General features: G+C 44.6%; 15 protein-coding genes and 3 rRNA genes. 1 reads left to right on the top strand and 17 read right to left on the bottom strand.

Annotation, left to right across the window (positions count from 1 at the left end; translation table 11 throughout):
- From rrf to ACYH0O_RS00435, 15 genes are all read right to left on the bottom strand, one after another.
- Window positions 1–117: ribosomal RNA gene (gene rrf, locus ACYH0O_RS00505) — 5S ribosomal RNA — on the bottom strand.
- A gap of 103 nt (window positions 118–220) precedes the next feature.
- Window positions 221–3,156: ribosomal RNA gene (locus tag ACYH0O_RS00500) — 23S ribosomal RNA — on the bottom strand.
- A 198-nt stretch (window positions 3,157–3,354) separates the two neighbouring features.
- Window positions 3,355–4,906: ribosomal RNA gene (locus tag ACYH0O_RS00495) — 16S ribosomal RNA — on the bottom strand.
- Together the 16S, 23S and 5S rRNA genes form the textbook arrangement of a ribosomal RNA operon.
- 449 nt (window positions 4,907–5,355) lie before the next feature.
- Window positions 5,356–6,852, bottom strand: coding sequence for a lysine--tRNA ligase (gene lysS, locus ACYH0O_RS00490; RefSeq protein WP_482630762.1), 1,497 nt, complete (start codon window positions 6,850–6,852; stop codon window positions 5,356–5,358).
- Between the two features lie 238 nt (window positions 6,853–7,090).
- Complete coding sequence (locus ACYH0O_RS00485; protein WP_149158206.1) at window positions 7,091–7,315, bottom strand: helix-turn-helix domain-containing protein; 225 nt, start codon at window positions 7,313–7,315, stop codon at window positions 7,091–7,093.
- Complete coding sequence (gene folK / locus ACYH0O_RS00480) at window positions 7,267–7,791, bottom strand: 2-amino-4-hydroxy-6-hydroxymethyldihydropteridine diphosphokinase (RefSeq protein WP_482630761.1); 525 nt, start codon at window positions 7,789–7,791, stop codon at window positions 7,267–7,269. Before folK ends, ACYH0O_RS00485 begins: the two co-directional genes overlap by 49 nt.
- Before the next feature lies 1 nt (window position 7,792).
- Window positions 7,793–8,152, bottom strand: coding sequence for a dihydroneopterin aldolase (folB, locus tag ACYH0O_RS00475; protein ID WP_149158204.1), 360 nt, complete (start codon window positions 8,150–8,152; stop codon window positions 7,793–7,795).
- Complete coding sequence (folP, locus tag ACYH0O_RS00470; RefSeq protein ID WP_482630760.1) at window positions 8,145–8,966, bottom strand: dihydropteroate synthase; 822 nt, start codon at window positions 8,964–8,966, stop codon at window positions 8,145–8,147. Before folP ends, folB begins: the two co-directional genes overlap by 8 nt.
- Complete coding sequence (gene pabC, locus ACYH0O_RS00465) at window positions 8,953–9,840, bottom strand: aminodeoxychorismate lyase (RefSeq protein ID WP_482630759.1); 888 nt, start codon at window positions 9,838–9,840, stop codon at window positions 8,953–8,955. Before pabC ends, folP begins: the two co-directional genes overlap by 14 nt.
- Window positions 9,841–10,428: an aminodeoxychorismate/anthranilate synthase component II gene (gene pabA / locus ACYH0O_RS00460; RefSeq protein WP_426893086.1), complete on the bottom strand. Its 588-nt coding sequence runs from the start codon at window positions 10,426–10,428 to the stop codon at window positions 9,841–9,843.
- Window positions 10,425–11,828: an aminodeoxychorismate synthase, component I gene (gene pabB / locus ACYH0O_RS00455; protein ID WP_482630758.1), complete on the bottom strand. Its 1,404-nt coding sequence runs from the start codon at window positions 11,826–11,828 to the stop codon at window positions 10,425–10,427. Before pabB ends, pabA begins: the two co-directional genes overlap by 4 nt.
- A gap of 204 nt (window positions 11,829–12,032) precedes the next feature.
- The gene (gene cysK, locus ACYH0O_RS00450; RefSeq protein ID WP_149158199.1) at window positions 12,033–12,962 is read right to left on the bottom strand and encodes a cysteine synthase A; all 930 of its coding nucleotides are present in this window, start codon (window positions 12,960–12,962) and stop codon (window positions 12,033–12,035) included.
- A 274-nt stretch (window positions 12,963–13,236) separates the two neighbouring features.
- A complete protein-coding gene (locus ACYH0O_RS00445) occupies window positions 13,237–14,118 on the bottom strand; it encodes a peptidyl-prolyl cis-trans isomerase (protein WP_482630757.1) in 882 nt (293 codons plus the stop codon).
- Window positions 14,119–14,143: 25 nt separating this feature from the next.
- Window positions 14,144–15,025, bottom strand: coding sequence for an Hsp33 family molecular chaperone HslO (gene hslO / locus ACYH0O_RS00440; protein WP_482630756.1), 882 nt, complete (start codon window positions 15,023–15,025; stop codon window positions 14,144–14,146).
- Between the two features lie 19 nt (window positions 15,026–15,044).
- Window positions 15,045–15,812: a type III pantothenate kinase gene (locus ACYH0O_RS00435; RefSeq protein WP_172655809.1), complete on the bottom strand. Its 768-nt coding sequence runs from the start codon at window positions 15,810–15,812 to the stop codon at window positions 15,045–15,047.
- A gap of 364 nt (window positions 15,813–16,176) precedes the next feature.
- Between ACYH0O_RS00435 and ACYH0O_RS00430 the strand changes: the two genes are divergently transcribed.
- Window positions 16,177–17,457 (top strand): IS110 family RNA-guided transposase, encoded by a 1,281-nt coding sequence (locus ACYH0O_RS00430; protein WP_482629260.1) that lies wholly within the window; start codon window positions 16,177–16,179, stop codon window positions 17,455–17,457.
- A 703-nt stretch (window positions 17,458–18,160) separates the two neighbouring features.
- Here the strand turns inward: ACYH0O_RS00430 and ftsH are convergent.
- Window positions 18,161–20,122: an ATP-dependent zinc metalloprotease FtsH gene (ftsH, locus tag ACYH0O_RS00425; protein ID WP_149158196.1), complete on the bottom strand. Its 1,962-nt coding sequence runs from the start codon at window positions 20,120–20,122 to the stop codon at window positions 18,161–18,163.
- A gap of 102 nt (window positions 20,123–20,224) precedes the next feature.
- On the bottom strand, window positions 20,225–20,773 hold the full coding sequence (hpt, locus tag ACYH0O_RS00420; protein WP_482630755.1) for a hypoxanthine phosphoribosyltransferase: 549 nt from the start codon (window positions 20,771–20,773) through the stop codon (window positions 20,225–20,227).
- Window position 20,774: the final 1 nt, after the last annotated feature.

Raw genomic sequence — 20,774 nt, 5'->3', positions numbered from 1 at the left:
GCCTGGCGACGTCCTACTCTCACAGGGGGAGATCCCCCAACTACCATCGGCGCTGAAGAGCTTAACTTCCGTGTTCGGCATGGGAACGGGTGTGACCTCTTCGCCATTGTCACCAGACGAATTATTCAATTGAAGGATTGTTCCTTCAAAACTAGATAAAGAATTGATGTCAAGAAAGCCGAATATCGACCCATTGTTGTTCATTTAAAAATGACTCTTTGTGGTTAAGTCCTCGATCGATTAGTATCAGTCAACTCCACATGTCGCCATGCTTCCATCTCTGACCTATCTACCTAGTCATCTTCTAGGGATCTTACTCACATACGTGATGGGAAATCTCATCTCGAGGGGGGCTTCATGCTTAGATGCTTTCAGCACTTATCCCTTCCGCACATAGCTACCCAGCGATGCCTTTGGCAAGACAACTGGTACACCAGCGGTGCGTCCATCCCGGTCCTCTCGTACTAAGGACAGCTCCTCTCAAATTTCCTGCGCCCACGACGGATAGGGACCGAACTGTCTCACGACGTTCTGAACCCAGCTCGCGTACCGCTTTAATGGGCGAACAGCCCAACCCTTGGGACCGACTACAGCCCCAGGATGCGATGAGCCGACATCGAGGTGCCAAACCTCCCCGTCGATGTGGACTCTTGGGGGAGATAAGCCTGTTATCCCCGGGGTAGCTTTTATCCGTTGAGCGATGGCCCTTCCATGCGGAACCACCGGATCACTAAGCCCGACTTTCGTCCCTGCTCGACTTGTAGGTCTCGCAGTCAAGCTCCCTTGTGCCTTTACACTCTGCGAATGATTTCCAACCATTCTGAGGGAACCTTTGGGCGCCTCCGTTACTCTTTAGGAGGCGACCGCCCCAGTCAAACTGCCCACCTGACACTGTCTCCCACCCCGATAAGGGGCGCGGGTTAGAATTTCAATACAGCCAGGGTAGTATCCCACCGATGCCTCCACCGAAGCTGGCGCTCCGGCTTCCAAGGCTCCTACCTATCCTGTACAAGCTGTACCAAAATTCAATATCAGGCTACAGTAAAGCTCCACGGGGTCTTTCCGTCCTGTCGCGGGTAACCTGCATCTTCACAGGTACTATAATTTCACCGAGTCTCTCGTTGAGACAGTGCCCAGATCGTTACGCCTTTCGTGCGGGTCGGAACTTACCCGACAAGGAATTTCGCTACCTTAGGACCGTTATAGTTACGGCCGCCGTTTACTGGGGCTTCGATTCGCACCTTCGCTTGCGCTAAGCACTCCTCTTAACCTTCCAGCACCGGGCAGGCGTCAGCCCCTATACTTCGCCTTACGGCTTCGCAGAGACCTGTGTTTTTGCTAAACAGTCGCCTGGGCCTATTCACTGCGGCTCTCTCGGGCTTGCACCCTACCAGAGCACCCCTTCTCCCGAAGTTACGGGGTCATTTTGCCGAGTTCCTTAACGAGAGTTCTCTCGCTCACCTTAGGATTCTCTCCTCGCCTACCTGTGTCGGTTTGCGGTACGGGCACCTTTTTCCTCGCTAGAGGCTTTTCTTGGCAGTGTGGAATCAGGAACTTCGCTACTATAATTCGCTCGCTATCACAGCTCAGCCTTCACGATGATGGGATTTGCCTCATCATCAGCCTAACTGCTTAGACGCACATATCCAGCAGTGCGCTTACCCTATCCTCCTGCGTCCCCCCATTGCTCAAACGGAAAAGAGGTGGTACAGGAATATCAACCTGTTGTCCATCGTCTACGCCTATCGGCCTCGACTTAGGTCCCGACTAACCCTGAGCGGACGAGCCTTCCTCAGGAAACCTTAGGCATTCGGTGGATGGGATTCTCACCCATCTTTCGCTACTCATACCGGCATTCTCACTTCTAAGCACTCCACCAGTCCTTACGGTCTAGCTTCGCAGTCCTTAGAACGCTCTCCTACCACTGACACCTAAAGGTGTCAATCCACAGCTTCGGTGATACGTTTAGCCCCGGTACATTTTCGGCGCAGAGTCACTCGACCAGTGAGCTATTACGCACTCTTTAAATGGTGGCTGCTTCTAAGCCAACATCCTGGTTGTCTAAGCAACTCCACATCCTTTTCCACTTAACGTATACTTTGGGACCTTAGCTGGTGGTCTGGGCTGTTTCCCTTTCGACTACGGATCTTATCACTCGCAGTCTGACTCCCATGGATAAGTCTTTGGCATTCGGAGTTTGTCTGAATTCGGTAACCCGATGAGGGCCCCTAGTCCAAACAGTGCTCTACCTCCAAGACTCTTACACATGAGGCTAGCCCTAAAGCTATTTCGGAGAGAACCAGCTATCTCCAAGTTCGATTGGAATTTCTCCGCTACCCACACCTCATCCCCGCACTTTTCAACGTGCGTGGGTTCGGACCTCCATTCAGTGTTACCTGAACTTCATCCTGGACATGGGTAGATCACCTGGTTTCGGGTCTACGACCACATACTCAATTCGCCCTATTCAGACTCGCTTTCGCTGCGGCTCCGTCTCATCGACTTAACCTTGCATGGGATCGTAACTCGCCGGTTCATTCTACAAAAGGCACGCCATCACCCGTTAACGGGCTCTGACTACTTGTAGGCACACGGTTTCAGGTTCTATTTCACTCCCCTTCCGGGGTGCTTTTCACCTTTCCCTCACGGTACTGGTTCACTATCGGTCACTAGGGAGTATTTAGCCTTGGGAGATGGTCCTCCCAGCTTCCGACGGGATTTCACGTGTCCCGCCGTACTCAGGATCCACTCAAGAGAGAATGAAGTTTCAACTACAGGGTTGTTACCTTCTTTGACGAGCCTTTCCAGACTTCTTCGTCTACTTCATTCCTTTGTAACTCCGTATAGAGTGTCCTACAACCCCAAGAGGCAAGCCTCTTGGTTTGGGCTACATCCCGTTTCGCTCGCCGCTACTCAGGGAATCGCAATTGCTTTCTCTTCCTCCAGGTACTTAGATGTTTCAGTTCCCTGGGTCTGCCTTCCATACTCTATGTATTCAAGTAAGGATATTGTTCCATTACGAACAATGGGTTCCCCCATTCGGAAATCTCTGGATCAAAGCTCACTTACAGCTCCCCAAAGCATATCGGTGTTAGTCCCGTCCTTCGTCGGCTCCTAGTGCCAAGGCATCCACCGTGCGCCCTTCATAACTTAACCGAATTGGTTGTTACATCAGGTTTAAAACCTAAAATGGCGATACTCGGTAATTTCTTGACTATCAATTTTATCTTTATCTAGTTTTCAAAGAACAAACACTTTTTGATCTCGTAAGAGACAAAAAGTTTTGATGGATATCAAACCATCAAAACTGAACAAAACTTCGACGTGTCAAACGTTTTAGTAAATCTTCCTTAGAAAGGAGGTGATCCAGCCGCACCTTCCGATACGGCTACCTTGTTACGACTTCACCCCAATCATCTGTCCCACCTTAGGCGGCTGGCTCCAAAAGGTTACCTCACCGACTTCGGGTGTTACAAACTCTCGTGGTGTGACGGGCGGTGTGTACAAGGCCCGGGAACGTATTCACCGCGGCATGCTGATCCGCGATTACTAGCGATTCCAGCTTCATGTAGGCGAGTTGCAGCCTACAATCCGAACTGAGAACGGTTTTATGGGATTGGCTAAACCTCGCGGTCTTGCTGCCCTTTGTACCGTCCATTGTAGCACGTGTGTAGCCCAGGTCATAAGGGGCATGATGATTTGACGTCATCCCCACCTTCCTCCGGTTTGTCACCGGCAGTCATCTTAGAGTGCCCAACTGAATGCTGGCAACTAAGATCAAGGGTTGCGCTCGTTGCGGGACTTAACCCAACATCTCACGACACGAGCTGACGACAACCATGCACCACCTGTCACTCTGTCCCCCGAAGGGGAAAGCCCTATCTCTAGGGTTGTCAGAGGATGTCAAGACCTGGTAAGGTTCTTCGCGTTGCTTCGAATTAAACCACATGCTCCACCGCTTGTGCGGGCCCCCGTCAATTCCTTTGAGTTTCAGTCTTGCGACCGTACTCCCCAGGCGGAGTGCTTAATGCGTTAGCTGCAGCACTAAGGGGCGGAAACCCCCTAACACTTAGCACTCATCGTTTACGGCGTGGACTACCAGGGTATCTAATCCTGTTTGCTCCCCACGCTTTCGCGCCTCAGTGTCAGTTACAGACCAGAAAGTCGCCTTCGCCACTGGTGTTCCTCCAAATATCTACGCATTTCACCGCTACACTTGGAATTCCACTTTCCTCTTCTGCACTCAAGTTCCCCAGTTTCCAATGACCCTCCACGGTTGAGCCGTGGGCTTTCACATCAGACTTAAGAAACCACCTGCGCGCGCTTTACGCCCAATAATTCCGGACAACGCTTGCCACCTACGTATTACCGCGGCTGCTGGCACGTAGTTAGCCGTGGCTTTCTGGTTAGGTACCGTCAAGGTACCGCCCTATTCGAACGGTACTTGTTCTTCCCTAACAACAGAGTTTTACGATCCGAAAACCTTCATCACTCACGCGGCGTTGCTCCGTCAGACTTTCGTCCATTGCGGAAGATTCCCTACTGCTGCCTCCCGTAGGAGTCTGGGCCGTGTCTCAGTCCCAGTGTGGCCGATCACCCTCTCAGGTCGGCTACGCATCGTCGCCTTGGTGAGCCGTTACCTCACCAACTAGCTAATGCGCCGCGGGTCCATCTGTAAGTGATAGCTAAAAGCCACCTTTCAACATTTCCTCATGCGAGGAAATGAGTTATCCGGTATTAGCCCCGGTTTCCCGGAGTTATCCCAGTCTTACAGGCAGGTTACCCACGTGTTACTCACCCGTCCGCCGCTGATTGATGGGAGCAAGCTCCCATCAATCCGCTCGACTTGCATGTATTAGGCACGCCGCCAGCGTTCGTCCTGAGCCAGGATCAAACTCTCCGATAAAAGTTTGAATAGCTCTTTAAAAATAAATCTAGAATTAACGTTGACGTATTGTCTTGTTTTGTTCAGTTTTCAAGGTTCAATGTGCAAGCGCTTCGTTTGAAGCGACCCTTTAAATATTACATTACCGACCCACTAAAGTCAATAACTTTTTTTAAAAAGTTTTCATTAAGTTTGTCGCGTTTTTGCGGCAACAGATAATACTATACCACCTTCTAAATATGGGCGCAATAGATTTTTTAAATCTTTTTTCACCAGCTTTTAATTATAAGACAAAAGACATTCATTTCATTCTTTTTACCGTAATTTTATAGTTTGAATAAGATGCCTTTAGCCCTAATTGGCGAATTCACATCATTATTTCTCCAAATTATTATCTACTATTATTTAATTTAAATTCAAAAAAGAACAGCAGGAGCATAAGGTCCTGCTGTTCTTTAGCACACGATTGATTAATCACGATGACGCATTAATGGGAATAGTAATACGTCTCGAATGGATGGTGAGTTGGTTAACAGCATAACAAGTCTGTCGATACCGATACCAAGACCCCCTGTTGGCGGCATACCATATTCAAGAGCCTCGATGAAATCATTATCCATCATATGGGCTTCGTCGTTTCCTTCTTCTCTTTCTTTCAATTGCGCTTCAAAACGTTCTCTTTGATCGATTGGATCATTAAGCTCCGTGAAGGCATTCGCGTGTTCACGACCTACGATGAATAACTCAAAGCGATCTGTGAATCGTGGGTCTTCATCGTTTTTCTTCGCAAGTGGAGAAATTTCCACCGGGTGCCCATAGATGAATGTAGGCTGGATAAGCTTGTCTTCCACTTTTTGTTCGAAGAATTCATTTACCACATGGCCGTATTGCATATTGTCTTTGATTTCAATGCCGTGCTCTTTTGCAAGGGCACGTGCTTCTTCATCAGACATTTCTCTCCAGAAATCCACACCAGTTTGTTCTTTAACCGCGTCCACCATGTGAAGGCGGGTCCACTGTGGCTCCAGGTTAATTTCGTAGTCTGCATACTGAACGATAGTAGAGCCGAATACTTCCTTCGCAATATGAGCTACAAGATTTTCAGTAAGAGCCATGATATCTCGGTAATCTGCGTATGCTTCGTAAAGCTCGATCATCGTGAACTCAGGGTTATGTCTTGTAGACACACCTTCATTACGGAATACACGGCCAATTTCGTATACTTTTTCAAGTCCACCAACAATCAGGCGCTTTAAGTGTAACTCGATTGCGATACGCATGAATAATGGCATATCGAGAGCGTTGTGATGTGTATTGAATGGACGGGCAGATGCTCCCCCTGCGATGGCATGCATCATTGGTGTTTCTACTTCTAAGTAACCGTTGTTATCCAGGTATCTTCTCATGGATTGGATGATACGGCTGCGGGCGATGAACGTCTCTTTGCTTTCCTGGCTCGTGATTAAATCCAGGTAACGTTGACGGTAGCGTTGCTCAACATCTTTTAAACCATGGAACTTCTCAGGCAATGGGCGCAATGCTTTCGTTAGAAGGTGGAATTCTTTCGCTTTTACTGAAAGCTCTCCTACCTTTGTTTTGAATATTGTACCTGTAACCCCTACGATATCTCCGAGGTCTGCTGTATTGAATAGTTCGTATGCTTCTTCACCGATCGCATCTTTACGAACATAGATTTGGACTTGTCCAGCCAGGTCCTGCAGGTGTGCGAATCCTGCTTTCCCTTTTCCACGCTTTGTCATGATACGACCTGCGATGGTTACAGCGATGTCTTTCTCTTCTAGTTCTTCTTTAGAAAATTCATCGAATTGAGATTTGATCTCGGATGAACTGTGTGTACGATCATAGCGTTTGCCGAATGGATCCAGTCCTTTATCACGGATAGCCTCCATTTTTTCGCGTCTGACTCGAAGCTGGTCATTGATTTCTTCGTGACTCATGTGTTTCACTCCTATTCTATCTTCTTGCTTTACTAGACTAATACGATTATATACCATACTATTTTACACAATATCTATGTTTGTAACACCCCTAAAGTATGAGTTATTTCAGAAACGTACTTTGGTGCGTGAAAAGATATTGAAAAAAATCTAAAAAAGGCCGATCCAACATGGTGACAATGTCACGTATTGGTTCCAGCCTTTTCTAGGATAACATAAAAGGATATACAGGTGAATTAACCGGCATTCACTCACTACGTTCAGATTCTTCATGAGGGATCAGATCATGCAGTGGTATGTTCAGCACTTCTGCAACGTTCACTAAGAAATCTTCTTTCGGTATCCGACTTCCTCTTTCCACTTCTCCAAGGACCGAAACAGAGATGGAAAGTTCCTTGGCCAAACCTTCCTGAGTATATCCTTTTAGCTTTCTGAATGCACGAATGCGTCTTCCCCATTTATCTGTTTCCATAACCGAACTCCTTCTTTGTCAGGTATTTCATCCAGAAATTCAACGAACGGGGCATTAAACGACGGATGCTCTATATGTGGAGCAACCTCTAATAATGGGATTAACACAAATGCTCTCTCTTGCATCCTTGGGTGAGGAATGAGAAGATTCTCTGATTCAATATTTTTGTGATTATAGAGTAAGATGTCAAGGTCTATAATTCTCGGACCCCATTTGAACTCCCTTTCTCTTCCAAGGTCGATTTCCACCTGCAAGCACTGATGTAATAGAATTTCTGGACTTAGACTGGTACGAATTTCGATGACCATATTCAAAAATTTACCTTGTTCTGTAAATCCTACTGGATCTGTTTCATACATAGAGGATCGTTTCGTTACCTCTATCTTACCATGACTGCCTAAGATGTTTATGGCTTTTTCTAAATAACCCGCCCTGTCTCCCATATTGGAACCAAGGGAAATGTATGCAGTATTCATCCTATCGACTCCTATTAATCTCCACCGCCACCGATTGGTAATGTCCAGGAATAGGTGGATCAGGCTTGATTAGTGTAATTTTACAGCTCTCTACGACTTGGAATGTTTCTAAGATCCGGGAAGAGATGTCTTCAGCGACTGCTTCCACTAAATTCTTCGATTCTCCACAGACAACAGATTTGGTGATGGAATAGATCTCCGCATAGTTTACGGAGTCCTCAAGCTGATCACTCTGGCCGGACTTCTTTAAATCTAAATGCAACTCTACACTAACACGAAAACGTTGTCCAAGTTTGTTTTCTTCCTGAAATACACCATGATACCCGTAAAACTCCATTTCGTTCAATAGAATCTTATCCATACAATTTCTCCTTTCCAACTAAGACATCCATCATTTTTGCCATACGTGCCATTTCCTTTACATCATGAACACGTACGATGTGACACCCTTTTTGAATCCCGTAGCATACCGTGGCACCCGTTCCTTCCATTCGTTCCTCTACGGGAAGATCGAGTACATGTCCAATGATAGACTTCCGGGACGTTCCCAGGAGTACCGGATATCCGAGAGAAACAATGACATCCAGGTGTCTCATCATGTCTATGTTTAATTGTACTGTTTTGGCAAACCCGATTCCAGGATCGAGGATGATTTGTTCATCTTGCACGCCAGCTTCTTTTACTAGGAAGATACTTTCCTGCAGGTCTTGTATCGAATCCCGTACGAATTGGCTGTATTCCTGCTTGTCCCGGTTATGCATGAGAATAATTGGGGCACCCGTTTCCGCTGCTACTTGTGCCATCTCATGATCTTTTTTCGCACCCCATACATCATTAATGATGCTAGCTCCTGCCTCCAGGGCTTTTCGTGCCGTCTCTGCCTTATACGTGTCGATGGAGATCGGAACGTTCACTTCCTGTGATATCGCTTTTATGATGGGCACGACTCGTGAAATTTCTTCATCAGCAGGCACAACCTCGTGTCCAGGTCTGGTAGACTCTCCGCCGATATCAATGATGTCCGCCCCCATCTCAACCATTTCTTTCGCACGCTCTACAGCCCGGTCCAACTCATTGAACGAACCACCGTCCGAGAATGAATCAGGTGTGATATTTAAAATCCCCATAATAAGGGTTTTAGTTGAAAAATCTAGTTCGTATTTACCGCACTTCATTGCACGACTCCCCCTGCTGTAATTCATCTATTGAATTCAACTGTCTTGTATATTTGCTGTATTTTTCATGTAACAGCCCGGTATACTCTCCGTTGCGACCCGGAAAACTCATAGAGTCAATTCTGTTTACCGGTATGATTTCTTGCACCGAGTTTGTAAAAAACACTTCATCCGCTCCTAGTAATCGCTCCTGCTCGAACAACCCTACCCAAACCTGCATTTGCATTCGTTCTGCCAGGGCAAGGATGAACTGACGGGTTATCCCGTTTAAGAGCCCCGTCTCTATAGCTGGTGTATACAATTCTGCGTCTTTTATCCAGAATAGATTGGACGTTATTCCTTCACAGAGATGGCCTTCCTTTGTAAGGAATATTCCTTCCCGGCGGGGAGATGGGCCAATTTCCCGTTTAGCCGCCATATTGTTCAGGTAATGATGGGATTTCAATCGTTCCCCGGTCTCCGGTGTGTTTCTTCTTAATTGAAGCAGCACACCTTCTTTTTCTTTTAATGGCAGAGAAGGAGGCAATTCTTTTTGAAAAAGTATCACCGTCGCATCCTCATAGGGGGTCGTTTGTAAACCTATCTCCCCTGCCCCACCCGAGACATTGAACCGGCAATATGCATCCTTTAAGCCATTTTTATCTAAAAGTGTTGTTATAGCGTTCCTAATCTTTTCTTCATCCAGGTCTGCTGCAATATTCAATTCCTTTAATCCATGAGAAAGCCTCTTCAAGTGATCTTTTAGCAAAAACGGATGACCATCATACGTTCGAAAGGTTTCAAACACGCCCAATCCATATAAATATCCGTGATCGAATGGGGAAATGACCGCCTCTGCTGAATGAACGATTTCTCCGTTAAGATATAGGTACATTTATAAAACCATCTCGATTTTTTTATAAATCGTTAAAAAGTTAAGGAGCAGTTGTTTCCCTTGTTCGGTCATGATTGATTCAGGATGGAACTGCACCCCTTCGATCGGCAGCTGTTTATGTCGGATCGCCATGATCTCCCCTTCTTTCGTTTCGGCTGTAATGTCAAAGCATTCAGGAAGGGTTTCTCTTTTGACGATCAGGGAGTGGTACCTTGTTGCCTTGAAAGGATTGGGCATGTCTTTGAAAACCGTTTTATCATCATGGATCATGGGTGAGACTTTTCCGTGCATTAACCGTTCAGCACGAACAACTTCCCCTCCGAAAACCTGGGCAATCGATTGGTGACCCAGGCAAACGCCGAAAATCGGAATCTTTCCGGCAAAGGTTCGGATCGCCTCGAGGCTTACACCCGCTTCGTTGGGGCTGCAAGGTCCCGGGGAGATCATCAGGTAATCGGGAGACAATGTCTCAATTTCATCTATAGTAATCTCGTCATTTCGTTTCACGACCAGCTCTTCTCCAAGCTCTCCTAAAAATTGCACAAGATTATAGGTGAATGAATCGTAGTTATCAATCATGAGAATCATAGGGTTTCTCCTTCCGCCCTGGCTTTTGCTACCCAAAGGGCTTTCGCTTTCTTCAAGGATTCTTTGTATTCGTACTTAGGATTGGAATCAATCACCACTCCCGCTCCCGCTTGAATATGGGCTTTTCCTTCTTTCACAAGCATCGTCCGAATGACGATATTCAATTCCATATCTCCATTGACGCCAATCCAGCCAATGGACCCTGTGTAAATCCCTCTTCTAACCGGCTCGAGTTCTTCAATGATTTCCATCGTTCTCACCTTAGGGGCTCCCGTAATGGTTCCACCAGGAAAGACAGATCGAATTAGATCCGCTCCCGTTTTGGTTTCATCTAGTGTTCCTCTTACATTCGAAACAATGTGCATGACGTGGGAGTATTTTTCAATGACCATAAACTCATTCACGTCAACTGTCCCGTATTGACAAACCCTGCCCAGGTCATTTCGTTCCAAATCCACAAGCATCACGTGCTCTGCTCTTTCTTTTTCATTATTGATCAGCTCAAGAGCAAGTTTCTCATCCTCTTCAGCATCTTTCCCCCGGGAGCGTGTACCTGCGATCGGTCTTGTACTTACTTCGGTTCCTTTTTTCTTCACCAGTAATTCCGGTGACCCGGAAACAATTTGAAAATCCGGGCTATGAATATAGCTCATGTAAGGTGAGGGATTTAATTCTCGAAGCTTTTTATAAACCGCGTATGGCTCAGCCTTCAATTCTTGAGATTGTCGGACAGATAAATTCACCTGAAACACATCACCCTGAGAGATATAGGATTGGATTTGTTTTACGGCCACTGAGAATTCTTCTTCATCCATCGATACTTCGATGTCTTCTGTCTCGTGTTTCACAGGATCCTCTTCACATTTTTTTATTGAAGACAAGGCATTTGTCCAAGAGGAAGTCCATATTGATAGCTTATTCTCGGCTGACTCCGTTTCTCCATCAGAAAGAATCATCGTCCATAAGGTGTTTTCCTGATGATCGAAGACCACCCATTCCTCCAGGTAATAGAAATAAAGGTCCGGAATCTCCAGATCATCTCGCCCCAAAGCGGGAAGTTTCTCAATCTTTCTCGCATAATCATAACTAAGAAACCCGATTACCCCCCCTTGGAAATCAGGGAGATCCTCTCTTCTTTCCTTACGAAGCGGCATCATCCATTTCTCCATTTGAATCAACGGGTCTCCATTTATCGTTTCAACCCCGGAAGAGTTTTGTATGCGCAACCCTTCCGAAGCACTTTGTAAAATGACGTCAGGTTGTAGTCCAGCAACGCTATATCGTCCACCCCGTCCACTTTCTAACAATATATGATGTGATTGATGTTGACTTAGTTGTTCGTAAGCTGCAAAAAATTGTTCTTTAGTTGAATGGTTTTTATGAAAATATAGGTGCTGCACTGACCCTTCACACTCCTATTCTTTATCTACTTTCATGATACATGAACTTCGGGAAGGTTTCATCGTTAAAAACTTGAAATTATGTGAGGGGGATGGTGGAGAATGGATCGGTATTGAAGGGGACTTTTACAATAAAAGTTTCAACAGATGAACACAAAAAAAAGGATCCTGAAGAGTTCATTCTGCAGGATCCGCCACTTATTATTATTCTTCATCAAATTGGTAAAGAGGAGTACTTAAATAGCGTTCTCCGTTACTAGGGATGATAGCAAGAACTTTCTTACCCTTCCCTAACTTCTTCGCTACTTCTATAGCTGCATAAATGGCCGCTCCTGAAGAAATCCCGCCCAGTATCCCCTCTTCTTTAGCTGCTCTTCTTGCATAGTCGAAGGCCGAATCTTTTTCAACTTGAATGACATGGTTATATACCTCTGTATCTAAAATATCAGGGATAAACCCGGCACCGATTCCTTGGATTTTATGAGGACCAGGCTTTCCTCCTGATAATACTGGTGAATCTGACGGTTCCACGGCATACAGCTCGATTGATGGGTAATGCTTCTTCAGCACTTCTCCCGCACCAGTAATCGTACCGCCTGTTCCGATCCCTGCAATGAAGGCATCCAGTTGATCGCCCATTTGCTCGACGATCTCAGGTCCGGTTGTTTCTCGATGAACTTTAGGGTTGGCTTCATTTTTGAATTGCTGAGGCATGAAGTAGCCTTTTTCTTTCGCTAACTCTTCTGCTTTGCGAATGGCCCCTCCCATACCTTCTGCTCCTGGTGTTAATACTAATTCTGCGCCGTATGCACGTAACAGGTTGCGTCTCTCCATACTCATTGTGTCAGGCATGACCAGTAACGCACGGTATCCTTTTGCGGCAGCTACCATCGCTAAACCGATACCCGTATTTCCACTCGTTGGCTCAACAATCGTATCTCCGGGATTAATCGTACCTTCTTCTTCCCCAGCTTCAATCATAGCTAATGCGATACGATCTTTTACAGAGCTTCCCGGGTTCATATATTCTAATTTCAAGTAAACATCTGCACTATTTTCATCTACTAATCGATTCAGTTTTACCACTGGAGTCTGACCTATTAATTCCGAAATTGAATTGGCTACTCTCACCATTCATTCATCACTCCTAATTCCAAGTAAATTTGTTGGTTTTATAAAAATGTAACAATATTCAATAAATTTGTCAATTAAAAAGCATAAACAATGTTCACCCCGACCATCTTGGTTGGAGGTGTATCATCCTTCTTTCATGCTCACTTTATGCTTGTTTATGAAACCAAGTTGTCTCTCCTCTAGGTTATATGTATGCATATTTCATTTATCCTATGTTTCGTTAAAAAGTGTCTCTCTATGTAAAAGAAGCTGACCTTTAATAGGTCAGCCCCTTCTAGTTCTGTTTTCCGTAAAACCATTCCACTTCAACCTCTTTCCAAAAGGACTCGGGCTGAAGAGACGTCTCTACTTGCTCTAAAGCAATTTGTCTGCGAATTTGAGATTTTACATCTTTGAATGAAAAATGTCTTTCTTTCAAAACATCGTCTACATAATAAATAACGTACTCTGAATCCTCTCGGATCGGTTTTGTCCATTCACCAGGGGAGAGAGACTCTATTTCTTCTGACGCTTCTGAAGATAGGAAATCTCCATCCAGAGTAACATATCCAATGTCTCCCCCTAAATTAGCACTTTGCTCATCACTTGAACGCTCCATTGCCAATGCTTCAAAGTCAGATCCATCTTCAAGTTCTTCCAATGCTTGAGCTGCTTCTGATTGATCATCCACCTTCAACTGCTTCAGCTTATACATTTTAGAAATAGAGTAGAGATGCTCGTTTTGATTATAGAAGCTTTTCAACTCTTTTTCAGGTACTTGGACATCCTTCGTGAGGAGCTCCTCTAATAACAATTCAGATCTGATTCGAGTCTTTAGTGAATCTTCATCTTCAAGATTTTCTTTATCGTGCTCATTAAAAACAGATTGGATGAAATAATATTCCTGCTCTACTTCTTTATCTGAAACGGAGATATCATATTTCTTCGCTAAATGGTCGATCACTTGTTGATTGATCAATGCCTTCAACTCTTCTTTGCCATGTTTTTGCTCAAGGGAATACAACCAGTCCTCCCGGGTAATTGACTCTCCGCCCACCGTTGCCACTACTTCGGGAGTTCCACTTACCCCCGAAGAGCGATTCCACAAGAGTGTAATGATGTTAGTGACAAGAAGTACCCCAACCATAACCATGAGTACAGACCGTTTAATTCTCATTTCTCCCATTCTCCCTGAATCTGATTTACTGCTTCGCGTTTGCTTTCAGTTCTTCCAATTCTTCTTTAGAAAACACATACGTTTCATTACAGAAGTGACAGCTTGCTTCTGCACTTCCATCTTCATCAATCATTTCTTGAATTTCCTGCTCACCTAGGCTGATGATGGCATTTGAAAAACGTTCTTTATTACACTGACACTTAAATGCCACCGGAAGCGTTTCAAGTACTTTGACTTCCCCTTTTCCAAGTACTTCTTCTAATACCTCTTCAGGCGTGAGTCCCTTTTCGATTAGTTTTGAGATCGGAGGGATTTTAGCCAGGCGTTCCTCAATCTTCGTAATCGTTTCATCATCCGTTCCCGGCATTAGCTGCAGGATAAATCCGCCTGCTGCAAGAATTGAATTGTCAGGGTTCACCAGTACACCTACACCTACAGAAGAGGGCACTTGTTCTGAAGTGACGAAATAATACGTAAAGTCTTCTCCAAGTTCTCCTGAAACAATCGGAACCTGACCGGAGAAATGATCCCTCATTCCGATATCTTTTACAATGGATAACGTTCCGGTTGTACCAACTGCACGACGGACATCAAGCTTCCCTTGCTCGTTTAAATCGAAGTGTACATGTGGGTTGGTCACATAACCCCTGACCTCTCCTTTTGCATTACTATCTACAAGAATGGCACCGATCGGGCCACCACCCTCTACTTTGATCGTTAATTTATTTTCCCCTTTTAGCATTGCCCCCATCATCACTCCGGCACTAATGCTTCTACCTAATGCTGCTGATGCAGTCGGCCATGTTCCGTGTCTTCTTTGTGCTTCTCCTACTGTATCCGTGCTTTTCACTGCATAAGCACGTACCTGGCCATTATAGGCCAACGCTTTTACTAAATAGTCGCTCATGGTTGAAGCTCCTTTCACTTTAGTTCATGTTTCTCTTGTAGATTAATTTTAATCCTTTTAATGTCAGGAAAGGATCTACGACGTCGATGCTGTTGGATTCTTTCGAAATCAATGTCGCTAATCCTCCCGTTGCAATGACAGTTGGTTCCTTCTTACTTTGTGCTTTCATTCTTTGAACGATACCTTCTACTTGTCCAACATATCCATAGAGAATACCCGCTTGCATAGCCGTTACGGTATTCTTGCCAATGATGTGCTCAGGACGGGCAATTTCAATCCTTGGCAATTTAGCAGCCTTCGAGTACAGGGCTTCTGTTGAAATGCCGATTCCAGGTGCGATCGCTCCACCCATATATTGTCTTTCCTCATTGATATAGCAATAGGTCGTCGCTGTACCGAAGTCGACAATAATGAGAGGACCACCGTATTCGTGAATACCAGCAACAGCATTAACGATTCGATCCGCTCCGACTTCCCTTGGGTTTTCATACTTGATATTTAAGCCGGTCTTTATACCAGGGCCAACGACGAGCGGAGTAATATTAAAATACTTCTCACACATACGTTCCAAACTAAACATAATTGGAGGGACAACGGAGGAAATGATGATTCCGTCAATCTCGTCAAACGTCAGCTTCACATGCTCGAACAGATTCTTCACAAGCATTCCGAACTCATCTTCCGTTTTATGTCGATTCGTTTCAGCTCTCCAATGATATTTTAAATGGTCATTTTCATATACACCAAACACAATATTGGTATTCCCTACATCCATTACAAAAATCAATATCCTCACCTACTAAGCCAATTGTTTTCACACTGCCAACATCATACCATAATTTATTTAGAATAGGTACAAAAGCGGAACCGGCTTGGTTAGGAGGTCCATTTGTTTTGCGTAACTTCCAAAAAATTCATTTACCATAAGTGATAACGCGAAAACTTTGACCGTTCCTTTCCGCTCCAGGCACTTTCTTTCCGCGGGGAGGAAGTCGAGCCTCCTCGAGCTTCGCCCTGCGGGGTCTCGACCTTTCCTCTATTTCCCGCAGGAGCTATTCCTGTGAGATAAGAATGTCACTATTGCATAAAAAAAGACCCTCCGTTATGATGCAGGTGCTAACCAATCGCTCATAACTAAGGAGGATCTTCACATGCATGATAATCGAAATCGACGTATTAATCAAATTTCTGAAACGACACTAGTTATTGGCATCGACATCGCCAAGCGCAACCACTATGCGTGCGCCGTAGATGAACGCGGACGTGAACTTAGGAAAAGCTTTGTCATTCGTCAATCGCTTAACGGCTTTGAAACCTTTTACGCGACTCTCATGAAGTTAATGGAGACACATGGTAAGAAAGAGGTCATCATAGGCTTTGAACCTACCGGTCATTACTGGATGAACCTCGCAGCTTTTCTAACGAATCAAGGCATCCCATTCGTCCTTGTTAATCCTCTGCACGTAAAACAATCCAAAGAGTTGGACGATAACCTGCAGAGTAAAAATGATTTAAAGGATGCCCGTGTCATCGCTAAGATGATGCCTCAAGGGTATTATAGTTTGCCAAGGGAAATGACGAAAATCGATTCAGAACTCCGCCGGGGGACGGCCTTTCGAGCCCGTTTAAAAGACCAATCGGCCTCCATTCAAAACCGCATCCGACGCTGGCTCGATCTTTACTTCCCTGAGTTTACCTCCGCAATCAAAGGGCTTGGTAAACAGGCTCAGGCTATCTTGAAATATGCGCCTTTACCGGAAGATCTCTTGATTTTCTCTCCCGAAGAACTGATTGGTTTTCTTCAGGAAAAGGGGATTCGCTATCTGTCGAAAAGGAAAGTAGAACGACTACTCCAAGTAGCGGAGTATTCAATTGGACTTCAAGACAGTCCGGAGATGGCGCGCATGGAAATCAGGATGTTACTTGATCAAATGTCCATGTATGAATCACAGATAAACTCGTTAACTGAAAATCTTATCGCTCTTGCCCGTGAGCTGACTGATTTTGATTACCTTTTGTCCATTCCTGGTATCAGCGAATCGACCGTTTTAGAGCTACTTTCCGAAACCGGTTCATTGAAACGTTATAAAGATCCACGCCAACTATTCAAACTCGCGGGACTTACACTCGTAACCAACTCATCCGGTGAATCAAAAGGCAGAAAAAGAATCTCTAAGCGAGGGAGGAGAAGGCTTCGGTCCCTATTATACAAAGCGATGTTGCCATTACTTCACGCCAATCCGGCCTTTAAGACACTTTATGAGTATTACAGTGAAAACCGAGAGAAGCCGGTAACGAAAAAAGAAGCACTTGTGATTCTTTGTCGCAAACTCCTTCAAATCTGTCACGGTCTTAGCCAGTATGAAACGAAATTTGATGCCGAACGAATGATACAAGATATGCCTTTTCTCGCTCCTTATAAAGCAGCATAAACTACTGATATAAAACGTAGTTCTTCTACAACCCAGACACTGAGAAGCCGGCCCATACACGACTTTCGACGATCTATTGATCAGTCCATGCAGGAGCATACGCCGGCCTCTGCGTTAGGGAAAGACCCAACGAAGGAATGTAGGCACAAGATGCCAGGAGATATGGGAGGGTGAGTCCACCTAATAAGCAGAGATCAAAAGTGCCCATAATGAATTTAAGGGAGATCCTTCCAGTCTCTTAACGCAACGCGTAAGTATATTTCCCTTTATTTTGAACAAATGAAAAATGAAGGGAATAAAACTGGTTAACGTCACGCAAAAAAAATTTTATAAAGAGAATAATACGGTTCAAAGCCCTGACATAATAACTTTTCCCGAGGGAGTCAAGTGCCTTCCGCTACAATCCACTCTGTGCTTGTCATTATGACTTCCTAATTATAGATAAACAAAAGAAGCCCCTATTTTAAATATGGTGGGCGTTTATTCTCAAAAATCAATTTGTTGTCAATGTTTAAAGTTAATAAGGACTGATTCAGCTTATCTCATTCACTTACCTTTTGGGACTATTTTGCATATGACTTTAATTTTTATCATGCCAGAGCTGGACGAGAATAAAAGCGCAAGGGCTTTGCCCAGAGGTGACAAGCATAAGATTCAGTAATCAAAAAAAGGATGCACCCATAAATGGATGCATCCCTCAATATTAGGTGCGATCTGAGTTAGAGTCGTCTTCTTTTGAAGCCGTATCTTCTTCGATCACGTTTTCTTCATTTTTCTTTTGGATATTTACTTTCACGTCACTATTTTCCTGGTCGGATTCATAGATACGCTCAGGTAGTTTACCGTGATCCATTAAATGCTTGATTTGCGCCGCATCTAATGTTTCGATGTCTAATAATGTTTTCGCAATGAGTTCAAGCTTGTCTCGATTCTCAGTAAGAATTCGCTTCGCTCTCTCATAACTTTCTTTGATTAGACGCTGCATTTCTAGGTCAATTTCATATGCGATGGCATCTGAATAGTTTTGCTCACTATTGATGTCGCGTCCCAAGAACACTTGACCACCTTGTGATTGACCGAACTGAAGTGGTCCAAGCTTATCACTCATACCATATTCAGTGACCATTTTACGTGCGATTCCAGTTGCACGTTGGAAGTCATTGTGAGCACCGGTTGATACATCACCGAAGATGATTTCCTCTGCTACACGACCACCAAGTAAACCGGTAATCTTATCAAGAAGCTCAGGCTTCGTCATAAAGTAACGATCTTCTTTCGGAAGCATAACGGCATATCCGCCTGCTTGCCCACGAGGGACGATGGTCACCTTATGTACCATATCTGCTTCATCAAGGACTAATCCGATAACGGTGTGACCCGCTTCATGGAAAGCCACGATTTTACGTTCTTTTTCAGATATGACGCGGCTCTTCTTAGCAGGACCTGCAATGACACGGTCTGTTGCTTCATCAATATCGCGCATATCGATTTTCTTCTTATCCTCACGGGCTGCTACAAGAGCTGCTTCGTTCAGAAGGTTTTCTAAGTCGGCTCCAGAGAATCCTGGTGTTCTCATCGCAATCGCTTTTAAATCCACTGAATCATCAAGCGGTTTATTATGCGAATGAACTTTAAGAACCGCTTCACGTCCTCTAAGGTCAGGACGATCCACTGTAATTTGACGGTCGAAACGTCCTGGACGTAACAATGCGGGATCCAGAATATCTGGTCGGTTTGTTGCGGCGACGATGATAATACCTTCGTTAGCACCAAAACCGTCCATTTCGACTAGTAACTGGTTAAGGGTTTGTTCACGCTCATCGTGACCTCCACCCAGACCTGCTCCACGTTGACGACCGACTGCATCAATTTCATCAATGAAAATGATACAAGGTGCATTCTTCTTCGCATTTTCGAATAAATCACGTACACGAGATGCACCGACACCGACAAACATTTCAACGAAGTCGGAACCACTGATTGAGAAGAAAGGAACTCCTGCTTCTCCAGCCACTGCTCGTGCAAGTAAGGTTTTACCTGTACCTGGAGGTCCTACTAAAAGGACACCCTTTGGAATACGGGCACCCACTTCAGAGAATTTGCGTGGATCCTTTAAGAATTCCACTACCTCTACAAGTTCTTGTTTCTCTTCATCTGCTCCCGCTACATCTTTAAAGCGAACTTTCTTCTTCTCTTCACTATATAGCTTTGCTTTACTTTTCCCAAAGTTCATGACACGGCTTCCGCCGCCTTGAGCTTGGTTAAGTAAGAAGAAGAACAGAATAAAGATAATGACAAATGGAATGATCGTTGTAAAGAAAGATACCCAGCCGCTTGTTTCTTTGGCTTGTAATACTTCCACATCAATTCCTTGCTCTGATGCTGCCGTATTGATCTTCTCCATTAACTTTCCATCTGTAGTAAGGACATAGGTTAAGAAGTACTCTCCTTCTTTAGCCCCTTCCATCTGTCCTTTTACTTCATAAACGCCCCTGCCAGGCTGAATTGAAAAAGAAGAAACGTCTCCGTCTTCAAGGTTATTAATAAACGTACTGTACTCGATATTTTTGGTTGGCTCGTTGTTGTTACTGAAATAACTCACCACACCTATAATCACTAAAAAGACCAGTAAATAGAATATGGTGTTTCGAAAGATCCGGTTCATCCCTTACCTCCTCCCACGGTAAACAAACTAAGTAAAATAGTATCATAGAAAATCATGGCATTACAACAAATTGCACTTACAAGATTCCTCTTTAGATTATACTTATTCTCCTGTTGTATACACTCTTGGTTTTAAAACTCCGATATACGGCAAATTACGGTATCTTTCAGCGAAATCAAGACCATAGCCGACGACGAACTCGTCAGGGACAATAAAGCCCACATAGTCCGCTTTGATATCAGCTTTACGTCCAGTCGGCTTGTCAAGCAGCGTGACAATGCTGATGGATTTCGCTTTACGATAACGGAATAGCTCCACCAGGTAGCTTAATGTTAAGCCACTGTCGATGATATCTTCAATGATCAGGATATCCCGACCTTCCACTTTCGTATCTAAATCTTTCACAATCTTTACTTCTCCTGAAGAGACAGTAGAGTTCCCGTAGCTGGATACATCCATGAAATCCATTTCCATATGCGTATCCATACGTTTACAAAGGTCGGCCATGAATGGCATCGCGCCCTTTAAAACTCCAATTGCCAAAGGAAAACGGTCTTGATATTCCTCTGTTAATTGTGCACCTAATGCTTTAATCTTTTCTTGAAGTTCTTCTTCTGAAATTAACACTTTTTCAATATCTTGGTTTAACAAT

Source organism: Rossellomorea sp. H136, from assembly GCF_056838065.1.
The sequence above is the reverse complement of the archived record's forward strand: the minus strand, read 5'-3'. Positions and strand labels throughout refer to the sequence as shown.

Excerpts from the sequence above, each read along its gene's own strand:
- ACYH0O_RS00485 (WP_149158206.1), bottom strand. The coding sequence starts at position 7,315 with ATGGAAACAGATAAATGGGGAAGACGCATTCGTGCATTCAGAAAGCTA.
- folK (WP_482630761.1), bottom strand. The coding sequence starts at position 7,791 with ATGAATACTGCATACATTTCCCTTGGTTCCAATATGGGAGACAGGGCG.
- folB (WP_149158204.1), bottom strand. The coding sequence starts at position 8,152 with ATGGATAAGATTCTATTGAACGAAATGGAGTTTTACGGGTATCATGGT.
- folP (WP_482630760.1), bottom strand. The coding sequence starts at position 8,966 with ATGAAGTGCGGTAAATACGAACTAGATTTTTCAACTAAAACCCTTATT.
- pabC (WP_482630759.1), bottom strand. The coding sequence starts at position 9,840 with ATGTACCTATATCTTAACGGAGAAATCGTTCATTCAGCAGAGGCGGTC.
- pabA (WP_426893086.1), bottom strand. The coding sequence starts at position 10,428 with ATGATTCTCATGATTGATAACTACGATTCATTCACCTATAATCTTGTG.
- cysK (WP_149158199.1), bottom strand. The coding sequence starts at position 12,962 with ATGGTGAGAGTAGCCAATTCAATTTCGGAATTAATAGGTCAGACTCCA.
- ACYH0O_RS00445 (WP_482630757.1), bottom strand. The coding sequence starts at position 14,118 with ATGAGAATTAAACGGTCTGTACTCATGGTTATGGTTGGGGTACTTCTT.
- hslO (WP_482630756.1), bottom strand. The coding sequence starts at position 15,025 with ATGAGCGACTATTTAGTAAAAGCGTTGGCCTATAATGGCCAGGTACGT.
- ACYH0O_RS00430 (WP_482629260.1), top strand. The coding sequence starts at position 16,177 with ATGCATGATAATCGAAATCGACGTATTAATCAAATTTCTGAAACGACA.
- ftsH (WP_149158196.1), bottom strand. The coding sequence starts at position 20,122 with ATGAACCGGATCTTTCGAAACACCATATTCTATTTACTGGTCTTTTTA.